Annotated in this window: 16 protein-coding genes; 15 read left to right on the top strand and 1 reads right to left on the bottom strand. The window is 43.0% G+C overall.

Going from position 1 to position 15064, the window contains the following annotated elements:
- The first annotated feature begins 158 nt into the window (after positions 1-158).
- The 15 genes from BV455_RS01130 to BV455_RS01060 all read left to right on the top strand — a co-directional run bounded on the left by BV455_RS01130 (position 159) and on the right by BV455_RS01060 (position 14781).
- Positions 159-1664, top strand: coding sequence for a 4-hydroxyphenylacetate 3-hydroxylase family protein (locus tag BV455_RS01130; RefSeq protein ID WP_026078666.1), 1506 nt, complete (start codon positions 159-161; stop codon positions 1662-1664).
- Positions 1665-1684: 20 nt separating this feature from the next.
- Positions 1685-2170, top strand: coding sequence for a flavin reductase family protein (locus tag BV455_RS01125; protein WP_017437490.1), 486 nt, complete (start codon positions 1685-1687; stop codon positions 2168-2170).
- Between the two features lie 17 nt (positions 2171-2187).
- Positions 2188-3048, top strand: coding sequence for an FAD synthetase family protein (locus BV455_RS01120; RefSeq protein WP_017437489.1), 861 nt, complete (start codon positions 2188-2190; stop codon positions 3046-3048).
- Positions 3049-3075: 27 nt separating this feature from the next.
- Positions 3076-3501 carry a GlcG/HbpS family heme-binding protein gene (locus tag BV455_RS01115; protein ID WP_218687638.1) on the top strand — a complete coding sequence of 142 codons (426 nt, stop codon included), beginning with the start codon at positions 3076-3078 and terminating at the stop codon, positions 3499-3501.
- Between the two features lie 64 nt (positions 3502-3565).
- Complete coding sequence (locus BV455_RS01110; protein WP_218687637.1) at positions 3566-4480, top strand: catechol 2,3-dioxygenase; 915 nt, start codon at positions 3566-3568, stop codon at positions 4478-4480.
- Between the two features lie 168 nt (positions 4481-4648).
- Positions 4649-5497 carry an alpha/beta fold hydrolase gene (locus tag BV455_RS01105; protein WP_245005348.1) on the top strand — a complete coding sequence of 283 codons (849 nt, stop codon included), beginning with the start codon at positions 4649-4651 and terminating at the stop codon, positions 5495-5497.
- Positions 5498-5635: 138 nt separating this feature from the next.
- The gene (locus tag BV455_RS01100) at positions 5636-6409 is read left to right on the top strand and encodes a 2-keto-4-pentenoate hydratase (protein ID WP_218687635.1); all 774 of its coding nucleotides are present in this window, start codon (positions 5636-5638) and stop codon (positions 6407-6409) included.
- A gap of 70 nt (positions 6410-6479) precedes the next feature.
- Positions 6480-7355: an acetaldehyde dehydrogenase (acetylating) gene (locus BV455_RS01095; RefSeq protein WP_218687634.1), complete on the top strand. Its 876-nt coding sequence runs from the start codon at positions 6480-6482 to the stop codon at positions 7353-7355.
- A gap of 22 nt (positions 7356-7377) precedes the next feature.
- Complete coding sequence (dmpG, locus tag BV455_RS01090) at positions 7378-8406, top strand: 4-hydroxy-2-oxovalerate aldolase (protein ID WP_218687633.1); 1029 nt, start codon at positions 7378-7380, stop codon at positions 8404-8406.
- 12 nt (positions 8407-8418) lie between these two features.
- Positions 8419-9225, top strand: coding sequence for a 2-keto-4-pentenoate hydratase (locus BV455_RS01085; RefSeq protein ID WP_218687632.1), 807 nt, complete (start codon positions 8419-8421; stop codon positions 9223-9225).
- Positions 9226-9227: 2 nt separating this feature from the next.
- Positions 9228-9431 carry a 4-oxalocrotonate tautomerase gene (locus BV455_RS01080; RefSeq protein WP_218687631.1) on the top strand — a complete coding sequence of 68 codons (204 nt, stop codon included), beginning with the start codon at positions 9228-9230 and terminating at the stop codon, positions 9429-9431.
- A gap of 8 nt (positions 9432-9439) precedes the next feature.
- Positions 9440-10918 carry an aldehyde dehydrogenase gene (locus BV455_RS01075; protein WP_218687630.1) on the top strand — a complete coding sequence of 493 codons (1479 nt, stop codon included), beginning with the start codon at positions 9440-9442 and terminating at the stop codon, positions 10916-10918.
- A 208-nt stretch (positions 10919-11126) separates the two neighbouring features.
- Positions 11127-11399 (top strand): 2Fe-2S iron-sulfur cluster-binding protein, encoded by a 273-nt coding sequence (locus BV455_RS01070; RefSeq protein ID WP_218687629.1) that lies wholly within the window; start codon positions 11127-11129, stop codon positions 11397-11399.
- Positions 11400-11410: 11 nt separating this feature from the next.
- Positions 11411-13303: a XylR N-terminal domain-containing protein gene (locus BV455_RS01065; protein ID WP_218687628.1), complete on the top strand. Its 1893-nt coding sequence runs from the start codon at positions 11411-11413 to the stop codon at positions 13301-13303.
- A 641-nt stretch (positions 13304-13944) separates the two neighbouring features.
- Complete coding sequence (locus BV455_RS01060; protein ID WP_218687627.1) at positions 13945-14781, top strand: HAD family hydrolase; 837 nt, start codon at positions 13945-13947, stop codon at positions 14779-14781.
- A 101-nt stretch (positions 14782-14882) separates the two neighbouring features.
- Here BV455_RS01060 and BV455_RS01055 read toward each other — a convergent pair whose 3' ends face one another.
- Positions 14883-15041 carry a hypothetical protein gene (locus BV455_RS01055; RefSeq protein WP_218687626.1) on the bottom strand — a complete coding sequence of 53 codons (159 nt, stop codon included), beginning with the start codon at positions 15039-15041 and terminating at the stop codon, positions 14883-14885.
- Positions 15042-15064 lie beyond the last annotated feature (23 nt).

Here is a 15064-nt window from a genome sequence, read left to right as displayed (position 1 = left end):
AGTCTTTTGTTATGGTTTTCAACAGCATTTGTTTGTTTTTATAGAATTTTTGGACAAATGCTGTCATTGTATGAAAATTAAAACCAAGTATATCATATAAGCGTAGTGAAAATAGTAGTTAATTATATTTTCATTCATTTAGGAAGGTGATGGAAGATATGATGAATGGCAAGGAATATTTAGAAAGTCTAAGAGATGGCAGGGTTGTTTATTTAAATGGAGAAAAGATTGATGACGTAACAACACACCCTGCCTACGAAAATGCTGCTCGCTCCATTGCTAGAATGTATGATGCTCTTCATGATGAACAGATGGGAAAAATTTTAACGACTACTACTGAAGAAGGTTATCGAACTCACAAATTTTTCAAAGAACCTAAAAATGCTCAAGACCTTTTAGAAGCAAGAGATGCGATTGCACAATGGGCCAAGCTGAGCTATGGCTTTATGGGGCGCACCCCTGATTATAAAGCCTCTTTCACAGCACATTTGAAAGCGTTTGCTGATTATTACGAAGGCTTTGAGGACAATGCGCGAAATTGGTACAAAAAAACGACAAAAGAAATTCCGTTTATTAACCATACGATTATTAATCCCCAAGTCGACCGTTCCAAGCCACTTCATGAAAATAAAGATGTATATGTCCGCGCTGTAAAAGAGCGGGATGACGGCATCATTGTAAGCGGTGCCAAAATGGTGGGAACGGCAGCAGCGCTAACTCATTACAACTTCGTTTCCAACTATGGAGCCCAAGATTTAGGAGACGGTGATCAAAGCCATGCGCTCATCTTCTTTGTACCGATGAATGCGCCTGGCGTAAAAATGATTAGCCGCCAATCGTATGAACAAATTGCAAAAACGTTAGGTTCTCCATTTGATTATCCGCTTTCCAGCCGTTTTGATGAAAACGATGCAGTAATTGTATTAGACAATGTATTTATTCCTTGGGAAAACGTTTTTGCTTATAAAAATGTAAAAGTAGTAAACGGATTTTTTGTCGAAACAGGATTCGTTAACCGCTTTACATTCCAGGGGTGTACGCGTTTTGCCGTCAAGCTTGACTTTATGGTTGGCTTATTAATGAAAGCGACGGAGGCAGCAGGTACGAAACAATTTCGGGGTGTTCAGGCAAACATCGGTGAGGTTGTAGCCTTCCGCAATATGTTCTGGGCACTTTCTACGGCAATGGCTGCCAATTGCGAAATAAGAAATAGTGTTGCACTTCCGAATCTTCAGTACGGTGCTGCTTACCGCGTGCTTGCTCCTATGGTATGGCCGCGCGTCAAACAAATTTTTGAACAAGTCGTAGCCGGTGGGCTCATTCAATTGCCTTCAAGCGCCAACGATTTCTTAAATCCGGAATTACGTCCATATTTGGATCGTTATTATCGCGGTTCAGGCATTGGTGCAGAAGAACGGGTGAAATTGATGAAAATGATTTGGGATGCGATAGGAACGGAATTTGGCGGACGTCATGAGCTTTATGAAATCAACTATGCGGGCAACCATGAAAACATCCGTCTGGAGACGTTAAAAATTGCCGATGTAACTGGAGATTCCGAACGATTCAAAGCATTTGTCGATTCCGCTTTGGATGATTATGACCTTCATGGTTGGGTCAACGACACTTGGGTGTCTCCGCAAAAAGAACTTATTCAGAAATAATAGGAAAGGAGGTTGTAAACATGGACGATCGCTTGTTTCGCAATGCGATGGGGAAATTTGCTACAGGAGTTACGGTAATTACGACGGAACTTGACGGAAATGTCCATGGAATGACGGCAAATGCCTTTATGTCCGTTTCCTTAAATCCGAAACTTGTATTGGTTTCCATTGGAGAAAAAGCGAAAATGCTGGAAAAAATTCAACAATCGAAAAAATATGCCGTTAACATTTTGTCACAGGATCAAAAAGTGCTTTCGATGAATTTTGCCGGACAGCTGGAAAAAACAGTAGATGTGCAATTTGAGAGACTGGGGGGACTGCCGGTCATTAAAGACGCTCTTGCACAAATTTCCTGCCAAGTTGTTAACGAAGTTCAAGCAGGTGATCATACCCTTTTCATTGGGGAAGTGACCGATATAAACATTACAGAGAAAGATCCGCTTCTGTTTTTCAGCGGAAAATACCATCAGCTTGCCCAAAATGAAAAAGTGGAGGCGTCGAGCTAAAAAGAGGAGGCATTCTATTGAAAACAATCACCATTGATCATAAAGATGATCTAAATCTTATTGCCTCTTGCCCTGCCGTAGCTGCATTAGGGTTTTTTGACGGCGTTCATCTAGGGCATCAAAAAGTCATTCAGACCGCGAAAAAATTAGCGGACAAAAAGGGATTAAAAACAGCGGTAATTAGCTTTTTTCCGCATCCAAAAGAAATTATCGGCAAAACGGGAGAACGTGTCCATTATTTGCTCCCGCCTGCCGAAAAAGCGAAAAAGTTTTCCCGTTTAGGGGTTGACTACTTTTATTTAATACGATTTACACCGGAATTTGCAAGACTTGAACCGAAAGAATTTGTATGGAAATATTTAGTTCCGTTGCAAATCAAGCATGCAGTGGCCGGATATGACTTTACGTACGGTCGAAAAGGAAAAGGAAGTTTAGACACGATGGAAGAAGACAGCGGATATACGATCACTGTCACAAAAATAGAAAATGTGGAACGAAACAATGAAAAAATTAGCTCCACGCTCATTAGAAACAAGATTCAATTGGGATTGATGGAAGAACTTCCTGATTACTTGGGAGAATTTTACGAAACAAAAGGAAAAATGATATGTACAGAAAGAAAAGACGAGTTGATTTTGGATCGGTACTATATGATTCCGCCAGTAGGATGTTACGATGTGGCGATTGGTAACGGAAAGGGATGGTTCAAGGGACATGTGCTTGTAACAGCGCAGAAAAAAATCTATTGGCTTGGCCCATCCATCCCTTCTGCATGGAGTATATTTCGAGTGAAAGTGAAATGGATTTCTAGAAACATGCGTTTCATCTCAGAAACAGCAGAAATGCAAGAGAAAAATCTAGTATCCATGCAAGGATAGTGGATGTTGGTATGGAAGGAGGACGGAATGTTGTCGTTCCTGAAGCAAAAAAGCATCAGCAGTGACTTGGCGCAAAAAATGATTGATAAAGCGGTAAAAAAGGCTATGGAAATTGGAATTAAAGTGAACATCGCCATTGTGGACCAAGGAGGAAACTTGAAAGCCTTTTGCCGGATGGACGGTGCTCCTCTTTTAAGCATACAAATTGCGCAAAATAAAGCCTATACGGCAGCAGCTTTCGGGATTCCGACCCATCAATGGTATGACATGATCAAGGATGAGCCGAGTTTACGCCTTGGGATCGTCCATACAGAAAAGCTTGTCATTTTCGGAGGCGGTTACCCGATTTATGACGGAAAAGATTTAGCCGGAGGAATTGGGATAAGCGGCGGCTCAGAAGAAGAAGACCGGATGTGTTGCGAAGCGGCGTTATCCTTATTGGAAACGGTTTAATAGAAAGCGTTCGTACATCGAGTTCATTCATAAATAAAATCTTTCAATGAAAGGGAGGATTCAAATGGGTGCAATTTTAAGACTAGGTCGATTGGAACTCCGTGTGTTAGATTTGGATGAATCTGTTAAATACTATACAGATGTCATTGGGCTTGAAGTTACAGGGAGAGAGGAAAATCGAGTATATTTAAAAGCCTGGGACGAATACGACCATCACAGCATCATTTTGCAAAAAGCCGATACGGCTGGAATGGATCATATGGCATTTAAGGTAAAAGATATTTACGAGTTGGAAAAATTAGAATATAAAATTGAGCAATTTGGATGCACAATTTCCCGGATTTCTAAAGGTGCTAGATTAGCAGAAGGAGAAGCGATTCGTTTTCAGATTCCTACAGGGCATTACATGGAATTATATACTGACATCGAACAAGTGGGGACAAAGACAGGGACTCTCAACCCTCATCCATGGCCGGATGGGCTAAAAGGAATTGCTCCACATCGATTGGATCACGCTCTTTTAACGGGCGATGATTTGAAGACGGCAACCCGCTTCTTTACGGAAGTGCTCGGTTTTAAACAAACGGAAAGAATCGTCACTGTAGATGGGGAAGAGTTAGTCGGCAGCTTTTTGTCAGCGACCAATAAAGCCCATGACGTTGCTTTCGTGAAAGGACCGGATGGGAAATTCCACCACGCAGGATTTTATGTTGATAACTGGTATGAAGTATTAAAAGCAGCGGATATTTTAACAAAAAATGATGTTCAAGTCGAAATTACGCCGACCCGACATGGAATCACACGCGGTCAAACCGTTTACTTCTTTGACCCATCTGGAAATAGAAACGAGGCATTCGCAAGCGGTTATATAAGCTATGCTGACTTCCCGACCATTACGTGGACGGAAGATAAGATTGCCGCAGGTATCTTCTATCATCGCAGAGAAATGGTTGAGTCATTCTCTAAAGCATTAACGTAAAAAAGAGAAGATGCGATGTGATAAAGGGGCTTCTGTCCGCTGGCCCCTTTTTGAACTAACAATACTCAGGAAGGAATGGGAATGACCGTCGCTATCTCCGAATGATAACAAAGCGGTTTAAAAAATTTGCTATCAGCGTTCGAGGGGAGGTAGTTTTGTTTGCGAGAAGTGACGAGTACCCGTGTCAAAACCGGTGCCTATGAGACATATTTTTACCGTGCCGGTATCGGGAACAGTGAAGCGATTCTTTTTATCCATGGATCCGGTCCAGGAGCAACCGCTTGGTCTAATTGGCAATATGCGCTCCCTTTTTTCAGCGAAAAAGGGTTTGATTGTATAGCGCCAGACTTAATCGGTTTTGGAATGTCGGAACATCCGTCTTCGCTTCCGAAAGGTATACGGTCTTGGATGAGGCTATGGGTGGACCAAATAAAACTTCTTCTGGATACATTGGAGATTAAACGCACCCATTTGGTAGGAAATTCTTTAGGAGGGGCCATTGTTCTACACTTATTGGCCGAAGCGCCTGAACGAATTGATCGCGTTGTGTTGATGGGCCCGGCGGGTGCTCCGTTTCGATTGCCTCCAGAGCTTGACCGCATTTGGGGATTTTATGAGGATCCTTCTGCAGAGGGAATGGCGCAAATGATTCGCTGGTTTGCTTATGATGAAAGTTTTATCGAGGGCCAGCTTGACAACATTAGCAAAATGCGCTTTGAGGCTGCAATGAATCCCGCGGTGCGGCGTTCATATGAAGCAATGTTTCCTCAGCCTCGCCAGCAGATTGTGGATGATCTCGTTCTGCCAAGCGCCACGCTGCGCCGCATTCAACAACAAGTTTTACTCATTCACGGGCTGAATGATCCGATCGTTCCTGTCGAAACAAGTTATTATCTTGCCCAACATCTTCCGCGGGTAAAAATGATGATTTACGGACAGTGCAGCCATTGGACGCAAGTAGAGTACAGAGATAGCTTTCATTCTTTGCTTTTGAGCTTTTTCAAAGATATAATTTAAGAATATTTTTACATTTGTGCTAATAAAACAGGAGTTACGATTCATTCTTTGGCTGCGCTGCTGGCGCTTGCAATGCTGAGTCGCATCGCGAATGTACCAAGTACAAGGCGACAGTTCCGTTTCTTGAGGAGGGAAATAATGAACATTACAGAAATCGCCGCTTTATTATTGGAAGCGGAAGAGAAGAAAAGACCTATTGACCCGCTTACCAACCTTTTTCCTCATTTGACGGCAGATGAGGCTTATCAAATCCAATTGAAGCAAGTGGAACATAGGTTGGAAAGCGGACGAACCATCGTTGGCAAAAAAATCGGTTTAACAAGCAAGGCAATGCAAAATTTGCTTCAAGTATCGGAACCGGATTATGGCCATCTTCTTGACGATATGATTGTGTTGGATGGAGAAAATGTTTCTCTTGATGCGTTCATCCAGCCAAAAGTAGAATTTGAGATCGCCTTCATTTTGAAGAAAGACTTAAAGGGCCCTAATGTCACGATGATGGATGTGATCGATGCGACGGAGTATGTGGCCCCAGCCATTGAAATTATCGACAGTAGAATTAGAGATTGGAAGATTCGTTTTGAAGATACGGTTGCCGATAACGGTTCTTCAGCCAGAGCCATTATCGGGGGAAAACCGACACCAATCGAAAACATCGATCTTTCTCATATCGGTATGGCTGCTTATCGAAATGGTCAATTGATCGATACCGCTGCCGGAGCGGCTGTTATGGGAAATCCGATCCATGCAGTCATCTGGCTCGTCAATGCTCTTAGCCGTTATCACATTTCTTTACATAAAGGGGAAATCATTTTATCAGGAGCATTGACCGCCGCTGTGCCTGTCTCTCGCGGGGATACATTTACCGTAAAATTTGCTCATATGGGAGAAGTATCTGTTTCCTTCATATAAAAGTTCGCTGCACACAGCGGGAATGCCGCTCAAAAGATGGGTTCAAACATTAAAAAGGGGGGAAATGAACATGAAATTGAAAGCAGGGATTATTGGATCCGGCAATATCGGCACGGATTTAATGTACAAAATTGAAAGAAGTAAATATTTAGAAATGAGTGTCATGATTGGGATTGATCCACATTCGGACGGATTAAAAAGAGCAAAAGAGCGGGGAATTACGGTGATTGATAACGGAATAGAGGGGTTTTTAAAAAATTCTGACCTAGCGGATATTCTTTTTGATGCAACAACAGCCAAAGCTCATTATAAGCATCATGAAGTGTTAGCAAAGTTAAATAAAAAAATTGTTGATTTAACCCCTGCCGCCGTCGGTCCGTTTGTCGTGCCGCCGGTCAACTTAAAAGAGGAACTGGATGCTCCCGATGTCAATATGGTCACTTGCGGCGGCCAGGCAACGATTCCTATTGTTCACGCGATTCATCGGGTTGTGCCAGTGGAATATGCGGAAATCGTAGCAACGGTTGCAAGCAAAAGCGCTGGTCCAGGTACAAGAGCAAACATCGATGAATTCACCCGGACGACGGCAAAGGCCATTGAGAAAGTAGGAGGAGCCAAGAAAGGAAAGGCGATTATCATTTTAAATCCTGCTGAACCGCCGATTATTATGAGGAACACGATTCATGCGCTTGTGGAAGAAACGGGAAAAGAAGAAGAAATTGTCCGTTCCGTTGAATCGATGATCAAGGAAGTTCAAACGTATGTACCCGGTTACCGTTTACGGAGCGAACCGATGTTTGACGGAAAAAGAATATCGGTATTTCTCGAAGTAGAAGGAGCGGGTGATTATTTTCCGCCGTATTCTGGAAATCTCGATATTATGACCGCGTCCGCAGTAAAAGTAGGGGAAGAATTGGCAAAAATGAAAAATTCGGTAGTTTCGTAGCCGAAATGAAAGGAGCGGGATTATGGCGACACCATCCAAAATCCATTTAGTCGATGTAACGTTGCGGGATGGAAGTCATGCGATGAAACATGCTTTCACTGTCGAACAAGTAAAAGAAGTGGCAAAAGGATTGGACAAAGCAGGAATTGAATATTTGGAAGTCTCCCATGGCGATGGATTAGGCGGCTCTTCATTGCAATATGGTTTTTCCAAAGTGAATGAGATGGAACTGATTGCAGCGGCTGCTGAAGTCTGCAAAAACGCTAAAGTTTCCGTTCTTCTTCTTCCGGGAATCGGTGTAAAGGAAGATTTGGAAGAAGCGGTCAAAGCGGGAGCGAAAATGGTGCGGGTGGCAACCCATGTAACGGAAGCGGACGTTGCGAAACAACACATCGAGCTTGGAAGAAAGCTGGGATTAAAAACAGTAGGGTTTTTAATGATGGCGCATATGGCTCCGGTGGAAAAGCTAGTCGAACAAGCAAAATTGTTTGAAAGCTACGGAGCGGAAATTGTGTATGTGACGGATTCAGCAGGAACGCTGCTTCCACATGAAGTAAAGGAACGAGTGTCCGCACTAAGGGAGGCGTTATCATGCGAGATCGGCTTCCATGGCCATAACAACTTATCTCTGGCGATGGCGAACTCTATTGCCGCGGTGGAAGCAGGAGCCACTTATATTGACGGCAGTCTGCGCTGTTTAGGAGCAGGAAGCGGCAATACACAAACAGAAGTGATGGTTGCTGTGTTTGAACGTCTCGGATATGAGACAGGTGTAAAGTTATATCCGATTATGGATGTAGCCAATGAAGTGGTGGCCAAATTTATGCCACGGCCTCAAGAAATCACTGGTTCAAGTTTGATTATGGGATATTCGGGGGTTTATTCCAGCTTTCTTCTCCACACGCAAGATGCAGCCAAGAAATTCGGCGTTGATGAACGGGATATTTTAGTGGAACTAGGCAAGAGAAAGGCTGTCGGGGGACAAGAAGATTTTATTTACGATATCGCCGCCCAACTGGCAAAGAAAAAAACTGCAGAAATGATTAGATAAGGAGGTGATTAGATGTTAAAAACGGAAGTTGTCAATTCCATCGTGGATGAATTGTTCCTTGCTGAAAAGCGCGGAAAGGCGATTCCTAAACTGGTGGATCGTTATCCCGAATTGGATGTCCAACTTGCTTACGAAGTACAAAACCGATTGATTGAACGAAAATGCCGGGATGAAGGGACGAAAATTGTCGGTTGGAAATTAGGATTGACAAGCAAAGCCAAACAGGAAATGATGGGGGTCCACGAGCCGACCTACGGAGTTTTGCTGGAAAATATGCAGCTGAAAAGCGATGGCTCCATTTCCTTGAAAACATTAATACATCCAAAAATTGAACCGGAGATTGCCTTTATTTTTAAGGAGGAACTAAAAGGACCGGGCGTCACTGTGGCGGAAGTTTTGCAAAAGACGGCTTACATCGCGCCGGCTCTTGAAATTATTGACAGTCGCTATCAAAATTTTTCTTTCACCTTAGCGGATGTTATTGCTGATAATTCTTCTTCTTCCCGCTTCATTTTAGGAGAACGTTTCACGAAATATGATGGGGAAGATTTAAGTCTAATCGGTATGGTTTTTAAAAAGAATGGGTCCATTGTTTCTACGAGTGCCGGTGCAAGCGTGATGGGACATCCGGCAAGGGCCATTGCCTGGATGGTGAACAAACTTTCCCGTTATGATCAATCGGTGAAACCGGGAGAAGTGGTTCTAAGCGGGGCGTTAACCGGCGCGATGGAAATAAAAGAAGGAGACGTATTCTCCATGAGCTTGGATCGCTTTGGTTCGGTTGAAGCCTCTTTTACCTTTGGAAAGGGGAGCAAATAGATATGCCTTTTATTCAAGTTCATTTATTGGAAGGTCGTTCTCCGGAAAAAAAGGAGGCGCTCATCTACGAACTTACAGAGACAGTGTGCAAAGTGTTGGATGCGCCTAAAGAGAATGTCCGGGTAATGATTCAAGAAATGCCTTTGGAACATTGGGGGATTGCTGGAGAATCCGTGAAAAAACGAAGAGAACATGAAAGGGAGTGAATGATGCCATGAAATCGGTAGGTACAAAAGTACGAGAAATTAAGTTATTTATTGATGGGGAATATGTAACTTCAAGCAGCAATTCGTTATTTGAAGTGAAAAACCCTGCAACACAGGAAGTCATTGCGAAAGTGCATGAAGCGACAAAAGAAGATGTCGATCGGGCGTGTAAAGCGGCAAGGAGAGCATTTGAAGAAGGACCATGGCGGGCGATGACCGTCAAAGAGCGGTGCGAAAAAATTCGAAGAATGGCAGAAATTATAATGGAAAGAAGAGAAGAACTCGCACGTCTCGAGGCAACAGATGTCGGAAAGCCGTATTCTGTAGCATTTGAAAAAGAAATTCCAAGATCGGCTCATAATTTGAAGTTTTTCGCAGATTTTGTCGAACAATTAGGCGGAGAAGTATATCCGATGGAAGAAGAATACTTGAACTATACCCGTTACGAGCCTGTCGGTGTAGCAGCTTTAATCACTCCATGGAACCTTCCGTTTATGCTTACGACATGGAAACTGGGACCATGCTTGGCCGCGGGAAATACGGCAGTCATTAAACCGGCGGAAGCCACTCCATTAACGGTTTCACTTCTCGGTGAAATTGCGAAAGAAGCTGGCATTCCAGATGGAGTGGTCAATGTCGTACATGGGTTCGGTCCTAACTCAACGGGAGAGTTTTTGACGGCTCATCCGGAAGTAGACTTAATTTCGTTTACGGGGGAAACGACAACGGGAAAAGCGATTATGAAAACAGGTGCCGATACATTAAAAAGAGTGTCGTTTGAACTGGGTGGAAAAGCGGCAAATATTATTTTTGAAGACGCAGATCTTAACAAAGCGATTCCTGTGTCCATTCAAGCGGCATTCTTAAATTCAGGGCAAGTTTGCCTTGCTGGTTCCCGTATTCTCGTTCAACGCTCGATTTTTGATGAGTTTGTCGCCCGTTTCAAAAAAGCAGCTGAAGAATTAATCGTAGGAGACCCGCAAGATCCGCGGACAAATATGGGCCCTCTTGTCAGCGAAGAGCATTATAAAAAAGTGACAAGCTATTTAGAAATTGCTAAACAAGAAAATGCGACTTTGATTACAGGCGGAAAGCGTCCTGCCAACCTGCCGGACCATTTGAAAAATGGATACTATTTGGAGCCGACGATTTATGTACAGGAAAATCCAGAAGCGCGTATTTGCCAAGAAGAAATATTCGGCCCTGTTGTTACGCTGATTCCTTTTGATACAGAAGAAGAAGCTGTGCAAATCGCCAATAACACGCAATATGGATTAAACGGAGTGATTTGGACTGAGAATTTGCAGCGCGCCCACCGTGTTTCCCATCAAGTACGTTCCGGAACCATTTGGGTGAACTGCTGGTTCGTGCGTGACTTGAGGGCCCCATTCGGCGGTTTCAAGAAAAGCGGCATTGGCCGTGAAGGAGGAAAACATAGCTTAGAATTTTTCACAGAAGCAAAAAATATTTGTATTGCTTTGAAATAATTCCTATGCCGCCGGATGGCGTTATGCTCATCAACGATACAATCCGGCGGTTTCTTTTTCACTTTTTCGAGTGTTTCATTTCATCTGCCAATAAAAGCAAGTTCTCCTTCGAAGCCCTATAGATCATTAAAAAAGAATGGTGCACAACGTGCTTCCGCAGCGCATGCTTGAATTATATGAAAAAATATAATGAAGGGAGGAACAGCCAATGATGTATCAAATTAATATAGGTGGGGAAGTATTTTCTTGCGGAGAGAATATGGATTTATTAAAGGCTGCGAAATCTCAGCAAGTAAAAATTCCTTACGGGTGTGCAAATGGAGGATGTGGGATGTGCAAAGTCAAAATTAAAGAGGGAGAATACAAAATTGGATTATGTTCCAAAGGAGCTCTCTCCGATGAGGAACGGCAACAAGGATATGTCTTAGCCTGTAAAACGTATCCGCTCAGCCACTTAATTGGTGAACTTGTTGAATATTAAGGTGAGAACGTATGAACAAACAAAAATCGGTATTGAATCAATTTGAATTGAAAATTGATAACGGTTACATTTATATTGGGGAGTCCCGCTCGATTATTGTGGCGGCAGATGCGCTCGGATTATTGCGCAGAGACTTAATTCGCGACATGGGTTTTGAGCGAATGAAAGGCTTTTTGTTTCGGTATGGATGGAATCTGGGAAAACAAGATGCAAAAGAACTGTTGAATCATGCAAACTGCTCGGTGGAGGAGTACATTCAATATGGACCAAAGCTGCACACGATGAAAGGTCATGTGAAGGCAAGATGTACTTTTTTGGAAGTCAAAAACAAAAACGGAAAATGGCATGTAACAATGGAAGGGGATTGGTCCCATTCCTATGAAGCGGAAGTGCATGTGCGTTACTTTGGAATATCATCCATTCCGATTTGCTTTACCCTCTCCGGATATGCGAGCGGTTTCGTTTCAGAAATTATCGGAGAAAAAGTCATTTTCAAAGAAATGACATGTGAGGGAATGGGGAAAGAAGAATGCCATTGGATCGGCAAAACGGTGGAACAATGGGGAAAAGAAGCGGAACAAGAGCTGCGCTATCTTGACGAGTCCCCAATCGTAGAAGAACTAGCTACAACATATGAAAAACTTTTGGAAGAACGGAATAATTTGTCGTTTGTGATGGCTATTCATAAGAAGCTCACCGAGGAAGTCATCAAAGGAAACAATTTAGATTCCGTGGTTCGTCAAATGTTTCAATCGACGAATATCCCAGTTTTGGTTGAGAACTTACATCTTCATCCGATGGCCTACGCAGGGATTTCTTCAAATCAGTTAAAACAATATAAAGATGAACTCGTTGACTATTTAGGAAAAAATCCTTTTTGCCAGCCCCAAGCCATTGTAACTTCGACCCATCTTCTTCATCTGCGTCATCATTATCGCCTAATGACACCAGTTTTTTTGCAAAACAAAATAGTAGGATATTGTTCGTTTATTTATCACGATTTGAATCAATTCAACGCCTCGATTTCTTCTATGATTTTAGAACGGTTGGCTTCTGTCAGTTCGGTATGTTTGCTAAATGAAAAAACGAAACTCGAATCGTATGAACGGATAAAAGGATTCTTTTTAGAGGAAATCATTAATACGAGACAACAAAGCGACCATCACGACTTAATGATGAAGGCTAGTTTAATGGGAGTGGATTTATCCAAGCCTTTTTATGTCTGTGTGCTTGATTGCCGGTTTCAAGAAAATGATTTATCAAAAGAGTTGGAAATGCAAAAAGAAATTTTAAGTTTTCTCACCGCCTATGGAAATGATCAAAAACAAAACATGCTGATTGGCCAGCGTGCAAAACATCTTATTCTGTTAATTACAGAAGATCAAGTCGAAAAAGAAGGGGTGCAAACATGGCTAGCAAAAATCGCTGAGTTGCTATCTTCTCAATTTTCTTCTGTTACATTTTACGGAGGAATCAGCTCCAAAGTAAACAATGTGTCGCATGCTGAGGACGCTTATAAAGAAGCGCTTACATCCGTCAGAGTCGCATCGAAACATCAACAAATCATTTCATTTGAATCTTTAGGAGTCGTCGGCGTGCTTATTAATGAAAATAATGAACAAGAAGTGAAAAAAATGGCCAAAGCCTGCCTTGGAAACTTAAACTTGGACGACCCAAAAAACATAGAGCTCATTCGAACATTATATATCTTTTTGATCAACGGCGGCAACTTAGAAAAGACAGCCGCAGACTTAGCGCTGTCCATCAGCGGATTACGATACAGAGTGAGCAAAATTGAAAGCATTCTTCAACAAGAACTGCGAAATCCTATGATTCATTATCAACTCCTTTTATCCATTCAGGCATTAATGATAATAGGAGAGATAGATATCGATCTTAAATAAGAGTGCTATAGAAGCGGATTGACTTTCCAGCATATGTGTAGAAGATGGTTCTCATCGTTTTTTCGCAATTAATAATAAAAGTTCAGGAGTGTGGATTTCTCCAATAAGAACTAATTAATGGTTTTTCTGTCGAAGTCGACCGAGCTTTCGCTTGCTGGCGTTGACATGCGTGCTATCTGCTTTAAACGTTTTTGCACTACATAGTAGAAAGATAAATATTTGAGCATAGAAAAGAAAGTAACTCTCCTGTAGAATGTAAGTAGGACCAAACAAAACCAAAGAGGTGCTCTCTTGGAGTAAGCATGCCATACTCTCGAATTTGCCACAAAAAACTGTGACAGAGAAATACAAGAGATCGCAGAATTCATTGGTTATCATGACATCGCATGGAAATTCGCGGTTCGCATTTGTGTGGCAACAGCGAATACATGGGGAAGCTTTCGACACCGAACGGGTGTAGCTGTTGCCTATGGAGTTCCTAAGATGGATCACTCGGTCTTTGTCAATAAAAACTAATGTACTCGGAGCGAATGCCGCAGCGAAAATGTATGTCAGCATCATTTTTTCGCACCTAGGGATGAAAACAATTATCCGCGCCACCCATGAACAAGCGATCGAACGACGTAGAAAGGAGAAGTTGCATGGACGGGACAAACGTAAAAGCAATTGTCTTTGATTTGGACGGAACATTGTATGAAGAACCCCATCACTTTGAATATTATGCGGAACAGGTCGCCAAGCGGCTGCGCGAAGAAGACCAACAACGTTTTTGGGAAGATTACCGCGCGGTTCTTTCCGGCCGCCATCCGCTTCGCATCGGCAGTGTGTACGACGCGGGAGAAGATCTTATTCTGTTTTTGCAAAACGGGATTGTTAGCGAGGCATACCGCTGGAATGGGGAAAAGCTGGACGAGGAGGAAGTGCAAAAAATATATCAGGAGCGGGTGACGATTGATCTTGACCGCTTGTTTAGCATCGGCGATTTTTGGTGGGTGCCAAGCTCGATTGGCCGTCATTACGGTTTAACGAATGAAGATACATATGCAGCGTTTTTAGAAACGAGAGAATGGATGATGGGGCCGGATTTTGCGATGAACGGAGTTCCCGGGCTGGCCGAGACGCTAGAGCAGCTGAAAAACCGTACCGTGCTCATTTTAATGACAAACAGCCCGGAACCGGACAGCGAAGCGATTTTGCACAAACTAAAACTGGCTGATGTTTTTCATCATAAGATTTTTCAAGCGGGCAAGCCAATCAAAACAGCAAGCCATCTGCAAACGATTCGGGATCGTTATCATATCCAGTATAAAGAGATGATCAGCATCGGCGACAATTTGGAAAATGACATCCTCCCGGCACGCCGGCTTGGCTGCCGCACTATTTTTATCGATGCGTATGGACGGGCTAAGCAAGGCGACGCCGATGTCATCGTCGCTTCGATGTCGGAATGCGTCCCTGTCTTGCGCCGCCTCCTATAACGCCGGCATTGCGCCGGCTTTTTATTTTGGCGCTCCAGTTAGCGAATGGGCTTTTACGGGGAACAGTCGGCGGGAAATTGATTTGGTCCTTTTTAGTCGTGCTATTTTTTATATGCCACCACGATTTCTGAAAACGGAAACGTGTACAACACTTTTCTCGTTTCGATGCGATTGGCTAAAGGAGTGAGTATCTTGGTGTATTCCGATACTCGCTGCATATTGGTCACCAGCCTTCCGTTCGGACGCAAAACGCGCCACATCTCCCGTACCGCTTGTTCTCTGC

The organism is Parageobacillus caldoxylosilyticus (assembly GCF_019272935.1).
Taxonomy (GTDB): Bacteria; Bacillota; Bacilli; order Bacillales; family Anoxybacillaceae; genus Saccharococcus; species Saccharococcus caldoxylosilyticus.
Note: the sequence above shows the minus strand (reverse complement) of the source record. Positions and strands in the feature narration are given on the sequence as shown.